Here is a 17,936-nt window from a genome sequence, read left to right as displayed (position 1 = left end):
GAAGTGAAGGTATGGAACAGAACGCAAAACATAGATCGGGCTTCATCGCCGTCATCGGCCGCCCGAACGTCGGCAAGTCGACGCTCATCAACACGCTGATCGGCCAGAAGATCGCCATCATGAGCGACAAGCCGCAGACGACGCAGAACCGCATCCTCTGCATCCTGACAGAACCCGATGCCCAGATTGTCTTCCTCGACACGCCGGGCATCCACAAGCCGAAGCACAAGCTCGGCGAGTACATGGTCAAGGCAGCCGAGGGCACACTCAAGGAGGTCGATGCCATTCTCTTCGTCGTCGATGCGACGGAGAAGATGGGCCCGGGCGAGTACTACATCCTCGAGCGCCTGCAGGCGACGCGCAAGCCCGTCATCCTCGTCGTCAACAAGCTCGACCTCATCGAGAAGGAGCAGGTCCTGCCAATCATCTCGCGCTATGCCGACAAGTACCCGTTCGTCGGTGTCGTGCCGATCTCGGCCAAGGCGGAGACGAATCTCGACTCCCTGCTGACGGAGGTCAAGAAGTACCTGCCGGAGGGCCCGCAGTACTATCCGGAGGACATGGTCACGGATCAGCCGGAGCGCCTCATCGTCGCCGAGCTCATCCGCGAGAAGGTCCTGCAGCTCACGCGCGACGAGGTGCCGCATGCGGTGGCCGTCGAGACGGATGAGATGACGACGCGGCCGAATGGCGATGTCTACATCCGCGCGACGATCTACGTCGAGCGCGACTCGCAGAAGGGCATCATCATTGGTGCCAAAGGCGCAATGCTCAAGGAGATCGGCGCTCTGGCGCGCAAGGACATCGAGGCGCTGCTCGGCTCGCGCGTCTTTCTCGACCTCTGGGTCAAGGTCAAGAAGGACTGGCGCAACCGCGAAGGCGTGCTCCACAACTTCGGCTTCGGGGTGGAATCGTAATGGCAAAAGAGCGCAAGAGCTGTCTGTCGAAGCGCGTCTCGCGCCGCTTCGTCAACGGCCTTATACTGCTCGTGCCGGTCGTCATCACGCTGCTCGTCGTCAGCGAGGTCCTGCACTTCACGGAGGGCGTGCTCGGCAAGCACCTGCCGTTCTACTTCCCGGGGCTCGGCATCATCACAGTGGTGCTTGTCATCTACTTCGTCGGCTGGATCTCGTCGTACTGGATCATGCGCCGCCTGATCCACTACGGCGAAGCGCTGCTCGGCAAGATCCCTGTCGTCAAGTTCATCTACAACAGTGTCAAGCACCTCTCGACGGCCGTCTTTGAGTCGAACAACATGTTCGACCACGTCGTGCTCGTGCCGTTCCACCAGTCGAAGGCGCTCGGCTTCATCATGGCCGATGTGCCGCAGATGCTCAAGGAGAAGCTCGGCGATGATTACGTCTGCGTCTTCGTGCCCTGGAGCCTCAACATGACGTCGGGCACGAACCTCTTCGTGCGCAAGCAGGATGTCATCTACCTCGACATCAGCAGCGAGTCGGCCCTGCAGTACATGCTGACGGCCGGCGCTGTCATGCCGCGGCGCTTGGAAAGCGACGCAGAGATGCAGCCGGATGTGTCGGCAGAGGCGGCAGCCGAGCTCGCCAAAAAGAAGAAGGGCTGACATGGCAATCTATCAGACAGAAGCCGTCGTGCTCGGCTCGAAGAACTGGGGCGATGCCGACAAGATGATGACCTTCTTCACGAAGGAGCGCGGCCTCGTGCGCGCGGCTGCCTTTGGCTGCCGCAGGCCGAGGAGCCCCTTGGCAGGCGGCATGCAGATGTTCTCGCACCTCGATTTGCAGCTCTCGGAGGGCAGGCGCGTCGACACGGTGCGCCAGTGCCTGCTGCGCCGCCATTACAGGAAGCTCAGCGAAGACCTCATGGCGATGGCCTACGGCAGCTTCGTCGCGGAGTTCCTGCGCGAGTTCCTGCCGGAGGGGCAGCCAGAGCCGCAGATGTTCTCGGCACTGCTCGACATTCTCGCGGCCTTTGAGCAGCGCAACCCGCGCATAACGGCCGTAGCGGCTGTCTACCAGTTCATGGAGTTCACGGGCCTCCAGCTGCGCTATGAGAACTGCGTCCACTGCGGCAGGAAGATCGAGGGAGATGCTGCCTTCTCCATGCGCGAGGGCGGCGTGCTCTGCCAGGACTGTGCGACGCCTGATGCGAAGCCCTTTCCCGATGAACTGCGCCGCTTCATCATCAGACTGCGCGACTTCGATTGGCAGGGCGGGGAGCTGCGTCTCTCATCGTCCCTGCTCGTCGCAGCGGAAGAGGTCCTGCTCACTTACCTGCAGGACCTCTTAGGCCGGCCGCTGAAGTCGCTGGCCTTTATCCAGCAGCTCAGCATGACAGGATAAGACAACAAAAAAACGCTCACATCTCTTGGATGTGAGCGTTTTTTTGTTGTATGATGGCCGCTCAGCCGAGCGTCTTGCCGGAAAGCGCCGTCTCCATGAAGGTCTGCTGGGCGCCGATCGGCGTCATGCCCTGGCGGCACGAGGCGCGGACGTACGAGCCGTCGGAGCGCATGAGGTAAGCCTTCGTGTTGTCCTTAAGGTATGTCTGCAGGATGGCGTGCAGGCGGTTCTTGTGGTCCTGCTCGCGGATCGGGATCATGAGCTCGACGCGGTTGTTGAGGTTGCGCGGCATCCAGTCAGCCGACGAGATGAAGACATCCTCGCGGCCGCCGTTGTAGCAGTAGAGGATGCGGCTGTGCTCGAGGAAGCGGCCGACGATGCTGCGCACGTGGATGTTCTCGCTGACCTCCGGCAGGCCCGGGCGCAGGACACAGATGCCGCGGACGATGAGGTCAATCTTGACGCCGGCGGCCGATGCCTCGTAGAGTTTGGCGATGATCAGGCGGTCTAGGAGAGAGTTCATCTTGGCGGCGATGTAGGCGCGCTCGCCGCGCTTGGCGTGCTCGATCTCCTGGTCGATCTCTGCCATGATCGTCTCGCGCAGGTTGAGCGGTGCGACGATGAGCTTGTTCCAGGCCGGCGGGTCAGAGAAGCCGGAGAGGAAGTTGAAGAAGCGGGAGCCGTCGGCACCAATCTCGTTGTCGGCCGTCATCAGGCCGATATCCGTGTAGATCTTGGCTGTCGAACCGTTGTAGTTGCCCGTCGCGAGATGGCAGTAGCGGCGGATGCCGTCTTCCTCGCGGCGCACGACCATCGTGATCTTGGAGTGCGTCTTGAGGCCGAGGATGCCGTAGATGACGTGGCAGCCGGCTTCCTCGAGGCGGCGCGCCATGATGATGTTGTTCTCCTCGTCGAAGCGCGCCTTGACCTCCATGAGCACCGTGACCTGCTTGCCGTTGCGGGCAGCGTCGGCGAGCGCCGAGATGATCGGCGACTTGCTCGAGACGCGGTAGAGCGTCTGCTTGATGGCGAGTACGGCATCGTCATCGGCGGCCGTGCGGATGAAGTTCTCGACCGTCGCGAACGTTTCGTACGGATGGTGGACGAGCACGTCCTTCTCGCGGATGGCCTTCCAGATATCTTTCGTCTTGCGCGCGGCAAGCTCGACCGACGGCTGCGGCACGAAGGGCTCGTAGCGCAGCGCATCGTAGCCGCTGAGGTTGGCGAACGACGAGAAGAAGGCGCCGCCGAGCGGCCCGTCAATCGTGTAGATGTCGAGCTCGTCGAGCTCGAGCTCCTTCTGGAGCGTCTTGCGCGTCTCCTTCGAGCACGATTTGGCGATCTCGAGGCGCACGGCCGCGCCCTTGCGCCGCTTCTCGAGGGATTTCTCGACTTCGAGCAGCAGGTCGTCGACGTCCTCGCGGATGTCGAGGTCGGCATCGCGCGTGATGCGGAACGGCGTCGTCTCGAGGATCTCGTAGCCGGTGAAGAAGCGCTCGGCGAAGTAGCTCAGGATGTCCTCAAGGTAGAGGTAGTGCTGGAGCTCCGGTACCTTGATGAGGCGGCCGAGGACGGATACCGGCACGGGCAGGATGGCGAGGCGGACTTCCTTGTCCTCGGGGCGCTTGAGGTGGACGGCGAGGTTGAGGCTCTTGCTCGTCAGGAAGGGGAAGGGGTGCGACGGGTCGATGCCCATCGGCGTGACGACGGGGAAGATCTCGCGCTCGAAGAATTCCGTCAGCCAGAGCTCCTGCTTGGCATTGAGGTCTGTGGGCTGGACGAAGTGGATGCCGTGCTCTTTAAGCTCGGCGAGCGTCGCCTTGAGGCAGCGGTCGATGTCGTGCATCTGCTCGTGGGCGATGCGGCTGACGGCGTCCATCTGGCCCTGCGGTGTCAGGCCGCTGATGTCGTGGTGCTTGACGCCGCTCTCGATGAGGTGCTTGAGTCCGGCGACGCGGATCATGAAGAACTCATCGAGGTTGGAGCAGCTGATGGCGATGAAGCGCAGGCGTTCGAGCAAGGGGTTGTCCTTGCTCGTCGATTCGCGCAGCACGCGCTGGTTGAAGCTCAGCCAGGTGCACTCGCGGTTCAGATAATATTGGCGATCGTTGAAGTCCATGTTATTTCCTCCTTAAGACAGGCTCGATGCCGAAGATTTCGCGGAAGAGCGTCGAGGCCTGTGCGAAGCTCCAGCGAATCAGAGAGATGTCGTACTCTGAGGTGTAATTGATGTATAGTTTTTCCTTGACGAGGCGCACGGTGAGACTCTGGATGCGCCCGCTGTGGCCCTGGTCGAGGGCGTCGGCAAGGCGCAGGATCGCGCAGCACTTATCGGCGACGATCTTCTGCGGCTGAGTCAGGCGCTGGTAATGGGCGTCCTTCTTTCCGGGATTGTCGCGGTGGTAGTAATAGCTGATGCAGGCGATGACTTCCTTCTCGGCATCGGTGATGCCGAAGATGTCGGTGCCCATGATGATCTGCCACGAGTGCAGTGGATAATTGCGCAGGTTGACAAACTTGCCCGTCTCGTGCAGGAGCGCGCTCATGCGCAGCAGCAGGCGATGGCGCGTCGAGAGTCCGTGCACGCGGCGCAGGCCGTCGAAGAGCTTCGTCGCGTACTCGTCGATGCGGCTGATGTGCGGCAGGTTGCAGTTGTAGCGCATGGCCGTGCTGCGCGCGAGGTCCAGGAGCAGGTCGGCCTGCTCCGAGATCGCCTTCGGGCTGATGCGCTGCGCGCCGCACCAGGCTGCGTAGCCGTAGAGGAAGGTCGTGTTCATGACGAGAATCGTGTCGATGTGGAGCGTGCGCACGACTTCCTCGTAGAGCAGCAGCGTAGGCAGCAGCAGCTGGGCGCGCCGCTCGCTGATCTCGAAGGCCTGCATGAGCTTGTGGGTCGTCAGCGGCATTAGCGACTCCGTGATCTCCAGGAATTTCTCGGGATCGATGACGGCGGGATACTGCGTCGTGCCCGGTGCACCTCCGGAGAGATGCGAGACGAGGATGCGCGCCTCGAAGCCCGTGAGCACGAGTGTGTGGATGTCCGCGTGCTCGATGCGGGGCCAGAGCGAGGACAGCGAGGCGTGCAGGTAGTCGCGCACGGCCGCGGGGAACATGACGCTGACGCGCTCTTCCTCGGTGAAGTGCTCGAGGACGCTGAGGCGCCCGCCAGTGACATTTGTCTGGAAGAGCAGCGTGCTGTCCTGCCAGCCCGTGAAGCCGAGGCCGCCCGAGGTGACGTCGAGCAGTAGCGTCGGCTTCGTGCCGACATGCTCGTCCTCTTTCAGGAAGTGGTGCAGCGCGAAGAACTTGTAGTAGACTTCCTCCGTCATGTCGGCGACGTGGAAGCGGAAGCCCGTGCGCATGTATAAGAGATCGAGGATGCCCAGGCGGTTCTCGGCCTCGCGGATGACTGTCGTGGCGATCGGGTAGACCTCATCGACGCGGTAGTCGAGCAGGAGTTGACGGAATCCCTGCAGGATGTGGCAGAGTTCATGGATGGAGGCAAAGGAGAGGTGGTGCGTGCGGAAGACTTCCTCACCGAGAGGGATCTCTTTGTTTGCCGATTCGATGATCTCGATGTTGGTCGGAGAGTGATAATTCACGATGGCCATGCTCGTGTGGATGGAGCCGATGTGAATGATGCCGAATGTGGCTGTTTTCTTCATAGATAACATCCTTTCTGGAAGGGCAGCTCTGGAGAGGGGCCTGGATTCATTATAGGAAACAGGAGAGGGCTCTACGTTACTTTTTCGTGAAATTCTTGTTAATTCCTTTTTTATGTGGCACAATGCGAAGGGAAATTTCGAATCGTCTTGAAGCATCGCGCGCGAATTGCTATACTGGAAGAAACTGTAAGAATCTGTGGAATTGCGCGCAAATGCGGACGGCAATCAAAAAGGGGAGTTCTTCTATGGAGAGAGTGGCAATCATCGATATGGGCTCGAATTCGATCCGCTTCATCGTCATGCAGGTGGCGGACAACAAGTCGTATCACCTCGAATATCAGCAGAAAGAGGCTATCCGTCTCGGCCGCGGCATGTCGGAGACGGGCAAGCTCAATCCGGAGGGCGTGGAGCGCGCCCTTGCATGCCTGCACGTCTACAAGCACATGATGGAAGTCATGCAGGTCACGAAGTGCATCGCCGTCGCGACGGCGGCCGCGCGCAATGCCTCAGATGGCGAGGCGTTCATCGAGCGCATCAAGCAGGAAACGGGCATCGAGATCGAGGTCATCTCGGGTGAGCGCGAGGCGTACCTCGGCTACCTCGGCGTCGTCAACACGATCGACGAGCGCAACTATGTGCAGTTCGACCTCGGCGGCGCTTCCATCGAAGTCTCGCTCGTGCGCGACCGCAAGATCGTCGAGTCCGTCTCCGTGCCGATCGGTGCCGTGACGGTCACGGATGCCTTCAACCTCGGTGATAAGGTGACGCCTGCGGCCATCGAGCGCTGCTGCGAATTCGTGCGGAGAAAATACGAGGAGATGATCCCGTGGGCCGAAGGGCTCAACCTGCCCGTCATCGGCGTCGGCGGTACCGTCCGAAACCTCGCGAAGATGGACCAGGCGCAGACGAACTACCAGCTCTCGCGCATCCACAACTACATCATCCCGCGCCGCCGCTTCGAGGAGACGTACACGAGTATCATCAAGTCGAACCTCTCGAGCCGCAAGCGCATGAAGGGACTCTCGTCAGAGCGTGCCGACCTCATTGTCGCCGGTGCCATCATCATCAACACGCTCATGGAGTTCACGGGCGGTCAGAACATCATCGTCTCGGGCTGCGGCCTGCGCGACGGCGTCTTTTTCGAGTACTACGGCGAGACGTATGGCTACGGCGATGGCTATAAGGGCCCGATCATCCCGGATGTGCTGCAGGAGAGTGTGCACAATTACCTCTTGAGCGCCGACCGCCGCATGGAGCACCTCGAGCGCGTGCGCACGCTTGCGCTGAGTCTCTTTGATCAGCTCAAGCGCTCGCACGGCGGGACGCGGCGCGACCGCAGCCTGCTGGAGGTCGCAGCCTGGCTGCATGACTCGGGCAAGGTCGTCAACTACTACGACCACGCGCGCCACTCGGCCTTCATCATCGCACATGCGCCACTCTACGGCATGCGCCAGCTCGAGCAGCTCCGGGCTGCATTCATCGCGGGCTTTCACCACGGCATCAGCAACAAGATCATGCGGGCTTACCGCTACGGCATGATGCTGACGCCGGAGAATTGGAAGAAGGTGCGCCGGCTCTCGCTTCTCCTGGCACTCGCCGAAGCGTCCGATGTGACGTACGAGGGCGTCGTGCGCAGGATCGACGTCGCCGACGACGAAGAGGCCGTCGTGCTCTCGCTGCGCGGCAAGAAGGGCGAAGACCACAGTGCAGCGGAGTTCGAGATGAAATCGTACTGCAAGCAGTTCAAGAAGGAGTACGGCAAGCCGCTGATCATCATGTGGCAGAAGGGCTGATCTGTGACCCGTTGACAAGTCACGCGACTTTTGCTAGACTCTTAGGTAGCAATGAGGAAGAAGAGTAATCTCAGCAGTCAGCGAGACGGCGATGGTGTGAGGCAGTCAATGAGATGAACGGCACTTCGGAGCGCAATCCCATAATTTGAGCGGGCTTTCCTTCTGGAAGCCAATCAGGGTGGAACCGCGGTACTTGAAACAACAAGTCTCGTCCCTGTAACGTTACGTTGCAGGAACGAGATTTTTATTTGTTTCTGTGACATTCGAAATGGTGAAAAGGAGTTGTTCCCATGAAATTTCAGGAAATCATCCTGGCCCTGCAGAAATTCTGGTCGGAGCAGGGCTGCATCCTGGCAGAACCGTATGATGTCGAGAAGGGCGCCGGCACGATGAACCCGTCGACGTTCCTGCGCGTGCTCGGCCCCGAGCCGTGGCATGTTGCCTACGTCGAGCCGTCGCGCCGCCCGGCCGATGGCCGCTACGGCGATAACCCGAACCGCCTCTATCAGCACCACCAGTTCCAGGTCATCATGAAGCCGTCGCCGGACAACATCCAGGAGCTCTACCTCGAGAGCCTCGAGCGCCTCGGCATCGACCCGAAGCAGCACGATATCCGCTTCGTCGAGGACAACTGGGAGTCGCCGACGCTCGGCGCCTGGGGCCTCGGCTGGGAAGTCTGGCTCGACGGCATGGAGATCACGCAGTTCACGTACTTCCAGCAGGTCGGCAGTCAGGACATCAAGCCGGTCGCCTCGGAGATCACGTACGGCCTCGAGCGCCTCGCGATGTACATCCAGGGTGTCGAGAACGTCTACGACATCCAGTGGACGGATGACTACACGTACGGCGATGTCTTCCACCAGAACGAGTACGAGCAGTCGGTCTACGCCTTCGACCTCTCGGATGAGGCGCTGCTCTTCGACCTGTTCGACAAGTACGAGAAAGAGGCTGTGCGCGTCATCGACAAGGGCTATGTCCATCCGGCCTACGACTACGTGCTCAAGTGCTCGCATACGTTCAACCTGCTCGATGCGCGCGGTGCCATCTCCGTCTCGCAGCGCGCCGCTTTCATCGGCCGCGTGAGAAAGCTCGCGCGTCTCTGCGCAGAGTGCTATCTGAAACAGCGTGAGGAGCTCGGCTATCCGATGCTCCACAGAGGGGAGAAGTGAGCATGGCTAAAGATCTGTTATTTGAAATCGGCACGGAAGAAGTTCCGGCCCACGTAATGCCGGGCACACTCGCCCAGCTCAAGGAGAACGCCGAGAAGGCACTGAACGAGAACCGCATCGCCTTCACGGCCATCCGCACGCTCGGCACGCCGCGCCGCACGGCGCTCATTGTCGAGGGCCTCGCGGAGAAGCAGGAAGATGTCGCGAGCGAGAATCGCGGCCCGTCCGTCAAGATCGCCTTCGATGCGGATGGCAACCCGACGAAGGCAGCGCAGGGCTTTGCGCGCGGCCAGCACGTCGACCCGAAGGACCTCGTCGTCAAGGACGGCTATGTCTACGCGGAAGTCCACGAGGAAGGCCAGCCGACGGCCAAGCTCCTCGAGACGCTGCTGCCGGAGCTCGTCTGCAGCCTCTCGTTCCCCAACAATATGCGCTGGGGCGACCTCTACTTCAAGTTCATCCGCCCGATCCGCTGGTTCGTCGCGCTCTACGGCTCCGATGTCATCCCGTTCGAGCTCGCAAACGTCAAGTCGGGCCGCACGTCGCGCGGCCACCGCTTCCTCTCTCAGGGCGACTTCGAGATCGCTGACGCGTCGTCTTACGAGAAGGCCTGCGAGGAGAACTTCATCATCGTCGATCAGGACAAGCGCAAGCAGATGATCCGCGAGCAGATCGAGGCCGTCGCCAAGGCAAACGGCGGTCAGGCTGAGATCACGGAAGACCTCTTGGAAGAGGTCCTCTACCTCGTCGAGTACCCGACGGCGCTTTGCGGCAACTTCGAGGAGAAGTACCTGCAGCTGCCGCCGGAGGCCGTCATCACGCCGATGCGCGACCATCAGCGCTACTTCCCGGTAAAGACGGCTGACGGCAAGCTGCTGCCGCTCTTCATCACGGTCCGCAACGGCGGCAAGGAATACCTCGAGACGGTCCAGCACGGCAATGAGCGCGTCCTGCGCGCCCGCCTCGCCGATGCGCAGTTCTTCTTCGACGAAGACCGCAAGAAGAGCCTTGAAGAGCATCGCGAGAAGCTCAAGACGGTCGTCTTCCAGCAGGGCCTCGGCACGATGTACGAGAAGACGGAGCGCATTGAGAAGCTCGCTTCTTTCATCGCTGATGCCATCGGCGCCGACGAGAAGGACCACAAGCACGCCAAGCGCGCCGCCATCCTCTCGAAGGCCGACCTCGTCACGGGCATGGTCACGGAGTTCACGGAACTGCAGGGGATCATGGGCCGCGAGTACGCGAAGCTCGACGGCGAGTGCGAGAAGGTCGCCATTGCCATCGACGAGCACTACAAGCCGCGCTTTGCCGGCGACAGCCAGCCGCAGACGACGGCCGGCCGCATCGTGAGCCTGGCCGACAAGATCGACACGATCGTCGGCACGTTCAGCCTCGGCAAGATCCCGACGGGCTCGCAGGATCCTTTTGCACTGCGCCGCCAGGCACTCGGCCTCGTCAACATGATCATCGAGGCCAAGTATCACCTGAGCCTCGCATCCATCGTCGCGAAGGCCATGGACCTCTACGCCATCGAGGATGAGAAGGCACGCGCGAAGATGCAGCAGGATGTGGCAGACTTCATCCGCCTGCGCCTCAAGAATGTCCTCGAGTCCATCCGCTACGACGTCGTCGACGCCGTGCTCGCAGATGTCGACGACATCTACGCCGTCTCGCTGCGCGCAAAGGCTGTGGCAGACTATGTGGCATCTGCCGATGCTGCAGCAGGCATCCAGGCATTTGTCCGCGTGGCCAACCTCGCCAAGAAGGCGGAGTCCGCCGAAGTCTCGGCAGAGCTCTTCCAGACGGATGCAGAGCGCACGCTCTTCGCCGCCTACGAGAAGGCAGCTGCAGCTGTCGAGGCAGATATCGCTTCTGAGGCATATGCGGAGGCCATCCGTGCCCTCGCGGCACTCGCCGCTCCGATCGACGCATTCTTTGCAGACGTCATGGTCATGGACAAGGACGAGGCCATCAAGAACAACCGCCTCGGCCTGCTCAAGAGCATCGATGCAATCGTAGGCCGCGTCGCCGATTTCACGAAGATCGTCCTCGCGTAACGAGCAGAACGGGACACTGGTAAAAAATGAAGAAGGACCTGACAGCCAGTCGGTGCTGGCTGCCAGGCCCTTCTTTTTGTTCTCTGGATAGCATTTTCTGCGGTGCTCAGGCGATCTTGTTCTTGTTGAAGTCGTACTCGAGGTGGACGAAGGCCTTCTCGCCGTCGCTGTCGATGTAGAGCACGTGGCCGTCGAAGACGCCAATCTTGTCCTGCCAGCGGTACTCGATTGAGTCGCTGTCGATGGCGAGACCGGGGCGCTTGAGCTTGCAGCGCGTGCCGAAGAAGTAGGCCTGCCCCTCGAAGGGGCGCGCGTAGATCGCCTCGCTGCAGAAGATGTTCTCGCCGTCGATGAGGCGCGCCGTGCCCTGCGTCCAGATGGCGCTGAGGTCGCTGGTGATCTGCGCCTCGTCCGCTGTGATCAGGCGGTCGCCGAGATGAATCTGCACACTGCCGTGGCAGATGTAGCGGCCCGTCTTCTCGTCGTACTGCACGGAGCGGGCGGAGATGGCGGGCTGCTCGCCCTGCATAAAGGAACTGACGTGATGGACTTCTGTGACATCCGCAACTTCTATATCTTTCGTGACAGGCTGCGTGCCCTCGGCGGCAGCGGGCGCGGTCAGGCCGATGAGCAGGCCGAGTGCTATGGCGAGTATATCGCATGATTTGAGCAAGAGGATCACCTCGTAGAAGATTTCGATGATTCTATTCTACTCCTGCCATGCACATTTTGCAAAATCACAAGAAAAGCGAGGCAGGAAGCAGGAAATTCCGCGCTGTGCGCGTAATATATAAGTAATATATAATTATATGACAAAAGCGTGGATTTGTCACCACTTGTCAATCGATTCTCTTCATGAAAGGGGAAGGAGAGGGAGAATGGCCTTGAATATCCGGGAACGGACAGAAGAACTTGAGTACGCGTACCTGGCGCCGCAGGCGGCCAAGAGCCGCACTGCCAGGCGCAAGGAGAAAGGCGAGGAGTGCGCGCTGCGCACGAGCTTCCAGCGCGACCGCGACCGCATTCTGCACTCCAAATCCTTCCGGCGGCTCAAGCACAAGACACAGGTCTACATCGTGGCGGGCGACCACTACCGCACGCGCATGACGCACAGCCTGGAAGTCGCGCAGATCTCGCGGACCATTGCGCGCGGACTGCGCCTCAACGAGGACCTCGTCGAGGCCATCGCCATCGGCCACGATGTCGGCCACACGCCTTTTGGACATGCAGGCGAGTCGGTGATGGCGGAGCTTGCGGGCCACTTCGCCCACAACGAGCAGAGCTTGCGCGTCGTCGAGTTCCTCGAGAAGGGCGGCAAGGGGCTGAACCTGACGTACGAGGTCAAGGATGGCATCGTCAATCACACGGGGCCGCACCTGCCGAAGACCTTGGAGGGGCGCATCGTGCGCACGGCCGACCGCATCGCCTACTTGACGCACGACTACGATGACAGCCTGCGCGCGGGCCTGCTGAGGGAAGGAGACCTGCCCGCAGCCGTCTACGAGCGCTTTGGCCGGGACACCTCTTCGATGATCACGAGCATGGTTTCAGACATGATCGAGAGCTCGGCAGACCTCACGGACATACGCCAGTCGGATGAGGTGCGCGAGACGATGGACCTCTTCAGGAGTTTCATGTTCGAGCACATCTACCTGTCCGACGCGCTCGCGCATGAGCGCCGCCAGGCGGGGTTCATGCTGCGCCAGCTCTACGCGCACTTCCTCGCGCATCCAGAGGAGCTCCCGCAGGAGTTCTGCGAGCGCGAGGCGCGCTGGGGCCGCCAGCAGATCGTGACGGATTACGTCGCGGGGCTCACGGACAGCTACGCCGTGCAGCTCTTCTCGGAGATCTTCATCCCGCCCGTCGGGCGCGTCATCCGCTACAGCCGATGACAGCTGTGTGTCAGCTGTGTGCCAGGAAATTTTCAGGATGAAAAAGGATATTGGGAGTTTTTGAGGAATATATATCTGAAAAACCTGCGTGGAGTGCATGCCCGTCACTTTGTCAAGGGGGCTGGACGAGTTTTTTATCCGCGCGAAGAAGGTTTTTTCCAGATGACAGCGAATATACTAGAGTGTCACTCCGGTGTGTGCCGTCAGGCTCCAGCGGAGGACGGGAGGATGGAATCAATTGGAACGAATGCGGAATGAGGCGATGGACGCCTTCGTCGAGCGCGTGAGCGAGAACACAGACATCGTGCGCATCGTGCAGAGCTACGTCCCGCTCAAGCGCCGGGGCAATCGCTACTGGGGGTGCTGCCCGTTCCATCACGAGAAGACGGCATCCTTCTCTGTCGTACCCGATAAGGGCTTCTTCTACTGCTTCGGCTGCCATGCCGGCGGCAATGCGTTCAAGTTCATTTCGCTTATCGAAAACATCTCGTATTTTGACGCGATCAAGCTGCAGGCAGAGAAGCTGGGCATCCCCTTGCCGGAGCGGAAGAGGAGTCCGCAGGAGATCGCGCGGGAACGCGAGATACAGGACTTGCGCAAGGTCAATGAGCTCGCGCGCGACTTCTTCCATAACTGCCTGACGATGACGCGCATGGGGGAGCGGGGCAAGGCCTACTTCGCCGGGCGCGGCATCCGTCAGGAGACAATCGAGGAATTCCAGCTCGGCTATGCACCGCCTGCCTGGGATAAGTTGTCCACGGCTTTTCTCAAACGTGGAATCAAGCAGGAGTTTTTGCTGGCAAGCGGCCTGTCCGCCGAGCGCAAGCAGGGCAGCGGCCTCTACGACCGCTTCCGCGGGCGCGTGATCATCCCCATAGCGGATGAGCGCGGCCGTGTCGTCGGCTTCGGCGGCCGCGTCCTCGACGATTCGACGCCGAAGTACCTCAACACGCCGGAGACGGTCCTCTTCAACAAGAGGAAATTGCTCTTCGGCCTCGACCGCTCGCACCGCGCCATCCAGCAGGAGGGCCGTGCCATCGTCGTTGAGGGCTACATGGATGCGATATCCGTGTTCGATGCCGGTGTGCACAATGTCGTCGCATCACTCGGCACATCGTTCACACCGGAGCACGCGAAGAAGCTCCTGCACTATGCGCCGGAAATCTGCTTCTGTTACGACAGTGATGAGGCGGGCCAAAAGGCAACGATACGCGCGCTCACCATCGTGCGCGACACAGGGGCCCGCGTCCGCGTCATCGTCGTGCCGGACGGCAAGGACCCGGATGAATTCATCCGCAAGCACGGAGCCGATGCATTCCGGGAGCTCGTGCGGCAGGCGCTGCCGCTCGTGGAGTACCGGCTGCGCTACGTCCTCTCGCACACGAACTACGACACGCTCGACGGCAAGGTCAAGGCACTCCATGAGATGATGCCCGTGCTCGCGGGCATCCACGAGTCGGCCGTGCGCAGCGAGTACGAGCGGAAACTCGCGCAGGCGCTCATGCTCGATGAGGGCATCGTGCGCGAGGAGCTCCGGCACTACCGCCCCGAGGTGGAGGAGGCGCCTGCGCGCCAGCCCATCCGTCAGGCTATCGCGAAGCCTGACACGGCACTCAGGAAAGCGGGGCGCCTCGTCATCCGCATGGCCTGGCAGGATGCCGCCATCATCGCGCATCTCGAGACGATCGTACCGCTTGCGGGCATACGCGACCCGGTCCAGCGCGAGATCCTGACCTTTCTCAAGGAGTCTGCCGAGGAGGGACGTCCGGTGGATGATATGAGTGCCGCGTCGCTGAGCGACGAGGCGGCGGCTGAGCTCTCGCGCTCGCTCGTCGAAGACCTCGGCGGGCGCGATGAGACAGGAGCTTACGATGATTCTCTGCGGGTGCTCCGCAAGGCGTATCTCAATGCCCTCTACACGGAGCACAGCCGCAAGGCGAATGAATATGCGCAGAACGGCCAGCATGAGGCCTGCCTGCAGGAATTGAATGAGGTTAATAAGATCAAACATGAAATGGATGAATGGTGAATCACTTGGTAAAAGATGGATGGAACGTGTGGAAAGGAGGCAGTCGAATGGCTGAATCAAAGACAGCAAGTGCTGCCGGCAAGCGCCGCAGTTCTGAGATAGTGGAGAATCTCCTGGCCAAGGGCAAGAAGAACGGAGGTACTCTGACATACGGGGATCTCATCGATGCGCTGCAGAAGCAGGACCTCACTCCTGATGAAATCGACACCATGTATGATACCTTCAGCAAGCGTGGCATCGAGATCGTCGATGACTCGCAGGACAATTCGAATGACGACGATGTGGACCTCGACAAGTCCGACGAGGACGTCGAGATCGACCTCTCTGTGCCGGAGGGTGTCAGCATCGATGATCCGGTGCGCATGTACCTCAAGGAGATCGGCCGCGTGCCCCTGCTGACGGCAGAAGAAGAGGTCGCGCTAGCCAAGCGCATGGAGGCCGGCGATGAAGAGGCACAGAAGCGCCTGGCTGAGGCAAACCTGCGCCTCGTCGTCAGCATCGCGAAGCGCTATGTCGGCCGCGGCATGCTCTTCCTCGACCTCATCCAGGAGGGCAACCTCGGCCTCATCAAGGCGGTCGAGAAGTTTGACTACAACAAGGGGTACAAGTTCAGTACGTACGCGACCTGGTGGATCCGCCAGGCCATCACGCGCGCGATCGCTGACCAGGCCCGCACCATCCGCATCCCGGTGCACATGGTAGAGACGATCAACAAGCTCATCCGCGTCTCGCGCCAGCTGCTGCAGCAGCTCGGCCGCGAACCGACCCCGGAGGAGATCGCGAAGGAGATGGAGATCGGCGTCGACCGCGTACGCGAGATCATGAAGATTGCGCAGGAGCCAGTCTCCCTCGAAACGCCGATCGGCGAAGAGGAAGACTCGCATCTCGGCGACTTTATCGAGGACCAGGATGCGCCCGCTCCTGCCGATGCCGCCTCGTTCATGCTGCTCAAGGAACAGCTCGAGGATGTCCTCGACACGTTGACGCCGCGTGAGGAGAAAGTCCTGCGCCTGCGCTTTGGCCTCGATGACGGCCGTGCGCGCACGCTCGAGGAAGTCGGCCAGAACTTCGGCGTCACGCGTGAGCGCATCCGCCAGATCGAAGCCAAGGCCCTGCGCAAGCTTCGTCACCCGAGCCGCAGCCGCAAGCTCAAGGATTTCTTAGACTGATTGCTGAAGACCAGAGTGATGATGCTCTGGTCTTTCTTTTGCGGAAAAAGATTTGTGCTCGCAGGGGAAAAATGAAAAAGGTGTTGACAAAGGCGCCGGGACCCCTTATAATAATACCTGTTGTTGATATTCCTCGATAGCTCAGCCGGTAGAGCACCTGACTGTTAATCAGGCTGTCGCAGGTTCGAATCCTGCTCGAGGAGCCAATTGAACATCCAGGGTGTAACGCTTGTTACACCCTTTTTCTTATGCTAAGCTTGTGCTAAGATAGAGGAAAACTGGAAGTATAGACGTCTATGAGGAGGGATTTTCATGAATCTGGGAGATCGCTTGCAGGCCGTGGCCGACTTCGTGCCGCAGGGCAGCCGTGTGGCCGACATCGGCACGGACCATGGCTACCTTGCGGTAGAACTCGTGAAGTCGGGCAAGGCGAAGTTCGTCGTGGCGAGCGACAAGAACACAGGTCCCTACGAGGCTGCCGTGCGTACCGTCCGCGAGAATGGACTGGCGGACAACGTCATCTCGGTGCGCCTCGGGGACGGCCTCAAGAGACTCAAGCCCGGCGAGGTTGACACAGTCTGCATCGCCGGCATGGGCGGTGCGCTGATGGTCGAGATCCTCGAAGGCTCGCCTGATGTCGTCGAGACGCTTGACACACTCATCCTGCAGCCGCAGAGCGCGGCGCCGGAGTTGCGCCGCTGGATCTACCGCAAGCACTGGCACATCGAGGATGAATCGCTCGCGCTCGACGATGGGCGCATCTACGAGATCATCATGGCCAAGCGCGGCCGCCGCAAGATGCCGGAGCAGCTGATGCTCGAGATCGGTCCCGTCCTCTGGCAGAAGAAGCCGCCTCTCTTGCGCCATCACATCGAGGCCCTGCTCTTCCAGGAGCGCCGCGTCGCAGCGGGCATGGAGAAGAGCGATGCCGCGAAGAAGTCGAAGAAGTATCAGGCCGTCATCCGTCACATCAAGGAACTGGGGGAGCATCTGTCATGGTAAAATGTCAAGTTGTCATGGATGCGCTGGAGCGCATCGCGCCGCATCATCTCGCAGAGGATTGGGATAACCCGGGCCTGCTCGTCGGCAGCCCGGAGCGGCAGGTCAGCCGCATCCTCGTCGCACTCGACGTCAGCGACATTGTCGTGCGCCAGGCCGTGCACGAAGGGGCAGAGATGATCGTCGCACACCATCCGCTGCTCTTCAAGCCGATCAAGAAGATCCGCACGGACGAGCCGCTCGGCCACCGCCTGCAGGTCCTCCTGCAGCACGACATCGCTGTGGCCGCCGCGCACACGAATCTCGACATCGCCCGCGGCGGCGTCAACGATGTGCTCGCGGAGGCCATCGGCCTCTCGAAGCTCTCGAGCTTCGTCATCACGCAGCAGGGCGAGGGCGGAGAGACCGAGAGCCTTGGTCGCATCGGCTCGCTGCCGCAGCCGATGGCGATCCGCGACTTCGCCGAGCAGGTCCGCGAGGCCCTGCCGACGGAGCACGTGCGCTTCGTCGACGCCGGCGACCGCCCGGTGCGCAAGGTCGCGCTCTGCAGCGGTGCCGGTGCGGAATTCGTGGATAGGGCCGCGATGATGGGGGCGGATGCCTACGTCACGGGCGATGTGCGCTACCACGATGCGCAGCGCGCCGCCGAGCTCGGCATGCACGTCATTGACGCTGGCCACTTCGGCACGGAGTTCCCCGTCGTCGCCACGCTCGTGAGCCGATTGCGCGAAGAGCTGCGCGGCGAAGGCGAGGTCGAAGTCATCGCCGACCGCGAGTCGAAGGACTTCTTCTCGCTGGCCTGATATACGTTTCTCACATCTGCGCTTTTGCGCGAAAGGCTG

14 protein-coding genes and 1 tRNA gene are annotated in these 17,936 nt (G+C 61.0%); 12 read left to right on the top strand and 3 right to left on the bottom strand.

Annotated elements, in window-relative coordinates:
* The first annotated feature begins 11 nt into the window (after positions 1-11).
* From era to recO, 3 genes are read left to right on the top strand one after another with little or no spacing between them, the layout of a single operon-like run.
* Positions 12-917, top strand: coding sequence for a GTPase Era (era, locus tag B2X55_RS05785; RefSeq protein WP_036373586.1), 906 nt, complete (start codon positions 12-14; stop codon positions 915-917).
* The gene (locus tag B2X55_RS05780; protein WP_036373582.1) at positions 917-1,582 is read left to right on the top strand and encodes a DUF502 domain-containing protein; all 666 of its coding nucleotides are present in this window, start codon (positions 917-919) and stop codon (positions 1,580-1,582) included. Before era ends, B2X55_RS05780 begins: the two co-directional genes overlap by 1 nt.
* 1 nt (position 1,583) lies before the next feature.
* Complete coding sequence (gene recO / locus B2X55_RS05775) at positions 1,584-2,321, top strand: DNA repair protein RecO (RefSeq protein ID WP_286821264.1); 738 nt, start codon at positions 1,584-1,586, stop codon at positions 2,319-2,321.
* 61 nt (positions 2,322-2,382) lie between these two features.
* On the opposite strand, the gene ppk1 is transcribed toward recO, so the two are convergent.
* Positions 2,383-4,440, bottom strand: a complete 2,058-nt coding sequence (gene ppk1, locus B2X55_RS05770; RefSeq protein WP_286821263.1) for a polyphosphate kinase 1 — start codon at positions 4,438-4,440, stop codon at positions 2,383-2,385.
* Position 4,441: 1 nt separating this feature from the next.
* Positions 4,442-5,986 carry a phosphatase gene (locus tag B2X55_RS05765; RefSeq protein ID WP_286821262.1) on the bottom strand — a complete coding sequence of 515 codons (1,545 nt, stop codon included), beginning with the start codon at positions 5,984-5,986 and terminating at the stop codon, positions 4,442-4,444.
* Between the two features lie 245 nt (positions 5,987-6,231).
* Between B2X55_RS05765 and ppx the strand changes: the two genes are divergently transcribed.
* The 3 genes from ppx to glyS all read left to right on the top strand — a co-directional run bounded on the left by ppx (position 6,232) and on the right by glyS (position 11,005).
* Positions 6,232-7,779 (top strand): exopolyphosphatase, encoded by a 1,548-nt coding sequence (ppx, locus tag B2X55_RS05760; RefSeq protein ID WP_286821261.1) that lies wholly within the window; start codon positions 6,232-6,234, stop codon positions 7,777-7,779.
* 290 nt (positions 7,780-8,069) lie between these two features.
* Entirely contained in the window at positions 8,070-8,948 is an 879-nt protein-coding gene (gene glyQ, locus B2X55_RS05755; protein WP_005841847.1) for a glycine--tRNA ligase subunit alpha, read from the top strand.
* A gap of 2 nt (positions 8,949-8,950) precedes the next feature.
* Entirely contained in the window at positions 8,951-11,005 is a 2,055-nt protein-coding gene (gene glyS / locus B2X55_RS05750; protein WP_286821260.1) for a glycine--tRNA ligase subunit beta, read from the top strand.
* 106 nt (positions 11,006-11,111) lie between these two features.
* On the opposite strand, the gene B2X55_RS05745 is transcribed toward glyS, so the two are convergent.
* Positions 11,112-11,678 carry an LptA/OstA family protein gene (locus B2X55_RS05745; protein WP_286821259.1) on the bottom strand — a complete coding sequence of 189 codons (567 nt, stop codon included), beginning with the start codon at positions 11,676-11,678 and terminating at the stop codon, positions 11,112-11,114.
* A gap of 211 nt (positions 11,679-11,889) precedes the next feature.
* Here B2X55_RS05745 and B2X55_RS05740 point away from each other — a divergent pair, with 211 nt between their 5' ends.
* The 6 genes from B2X55_RS05740 to B2X55_RS05715 all read left to right on the top strand — a co-directional run bounded on the left by B2X55_RS05740 (position 11,890) and on the right by B2X55_RS05715 (position 17,897).
* Positions 11,890-12,897: a deoxyguanosinetriphosphate triphosphohydrolase gene (locus B2X55_RS05740; protein WP_226867710.1), complete on the top strand. Its 1,008-nt coding sequence runs from the start codon at positions 11,890-11,892 to the stop codon at positions 12,895-12,897.
* A 247-nt stretch (positions 12,898-13,144) separates the two neighbouring features.
* Positions 13,145-14,926 (top strand): DNA primase, encoded by a 1,782-nt coding sequence (gene dnaG / locus B2X55_RS05735; RefSeq protein WP_286821343.1) that lies wholly within the window; start codon positions 13,145-13,147, stop codon positions 14,924-14,926.
* Between the two features lie 47 nt (positions 14,927-14,973).
* Complete coding sequence (gene rpoD, locus B2X55_RS05730) at positions 14,974-16,095, top strand: RNA polymerase sigma factor RpoD (protein WP_286821258.1); 1,122 nt, start codon at positions 14,974-14,976, stop codon at positions 16,093-16,095.
* A gap of 130 nt (positions 16,096-16,225) precedes the next feature.
* Positions 16,226-16,301, top strand: a tRNA-Asn gene (locus B2X55_RS05725).
* Between the two features lie 106 nt (positions 16,302-16,407).
* Positions 16,408-17,097 (top strand): tRNA (adenine(22)-N(1))-methyltransferase, encoded by a 690-nt coding sequence (locus tag B2X55_RS05720; protein WP_036373554.1) that lies wholly within the window; start codon positions 16,408-16,410, stop codon positions 17,095-17,097.
* Positions 17,091-17,897 (top strand): Nif3-like dinuclear metal center hexameric protein, encoded by an 807-nt coding sequence (locus tag B2X55_RS05715; protein ID WP_286821257.1) that lies wholly within the window; start codon positions 17,091-17,093, stop codon positions 17,895-17,897. The genes B2X55_RS05720 and B2X55_RS05715 overlap by 7 nt, the downstream gene beginning before the upstream one ends.
* Positions 17,898-17,936 lie beyond the last annotated feature (39 nt).

The sequence above is a fragment of the Mitsuokella sp. UBA4253 genome (assembly GCF_002395285.1).
GTDB classification, from domain to species: domain Bacteria; phylum Bacillota; class Negativicutes; order Selenomonadales; family Selenomonadaceae; genus Mitsuokella; species Mitsuokella jalaludinii.
This window is presented reverse-complemented; position numbering and strand designations above follow the sequence as displayed.

What these genes read in the sequence shown, in the direction of transcription:
- B2X55_RS05720 (WP_036373554.1), top strand. Translation starts at nt 16,408, where the DNA reads ATGAATCTGGGAGATCGCTTGCAGGCCGTGGCCGACTTCGTGCCGCAG.
- B2X55_RS05765 (WP_286821262.1), bottom strand. Translation starts at nt 5,986, where the DNA reads ATGAAGAAAACAGCCACATTCGGCATCATTCACATCGGCTCCATCCAC.
- glyQ (WP_005841847.1), top strand. Translation starts at nt 8,070, where the DNA reads ATGAAATTTCAGGAAATCATCCTGGCCCTGCAGAAATTCTGGTCGGAG.
- ppk1 (WP_286821263.1), bottom strand. Translation starts at nt 4,440, where the DNA reads ATGGACTTCAACGATCGCCAATATTATCTGAACCGCGAGTGCACCTGG.
- ppx (WP_286821261.1), top strand. Translation starts at nt 6,232, where the DNA reads ATGGAGAGAGTGGCAATCATCGATATGGGCTCGAATTCGATCCGCTTC.
- dnaG (WP_286821343.1), top strand. Translation starts at nt 13,145, where the DNA reads ATGCGGAATGAGGCGATGGACGCCTTCGTCGAGCGCGTGAGCGAGAAC.
- glyS (WP_286821260.1), top strand. Translation starts at nt 8,951, where the DNA reads ATGGCTAAAGATCTGTTATTTGAAATCGGCACGGAAGAAGTTCCGGCC.
- B2X55_RS05715 (WP_286821257.1), top strand. Translation starts at nt 17,091, where the DNA reads ATGGTAAAATGTCAAGTTGTCATGGATGCGCTGGAGCGCATCGCGCCG.
- rpoD (WP_286821258.1), top strand. Translation starts at nt 14,974, where the DNA reads ATGGCTGAATCAAAGACAGCAAGTGCTGCCGGCAAGCGCCGCAGTTCT.
- era (WP_036373586.1), top strand. Translation starts at nt 12, where the DNA reads ATGGAACAGAACGCAAAACATAGATCGGGCTTCATCGCCGTCATCGGC.
- B2X55_RS05780 (WP_036373582.1), top strand. Translation starts at nt 917, where the DNA reads ATGGCAAAAGAGCGCAAGAGCTGTCTGTCGAAGCGCGTCTCGCGCCGC.
- recO (WP_286821264.1), top strand. Translation starts at nt 1,584, where the DNA reads ATGGCAATCTATCAGACAGAAGCCGTCGTGCTCGGCTCGAAGAACTGG.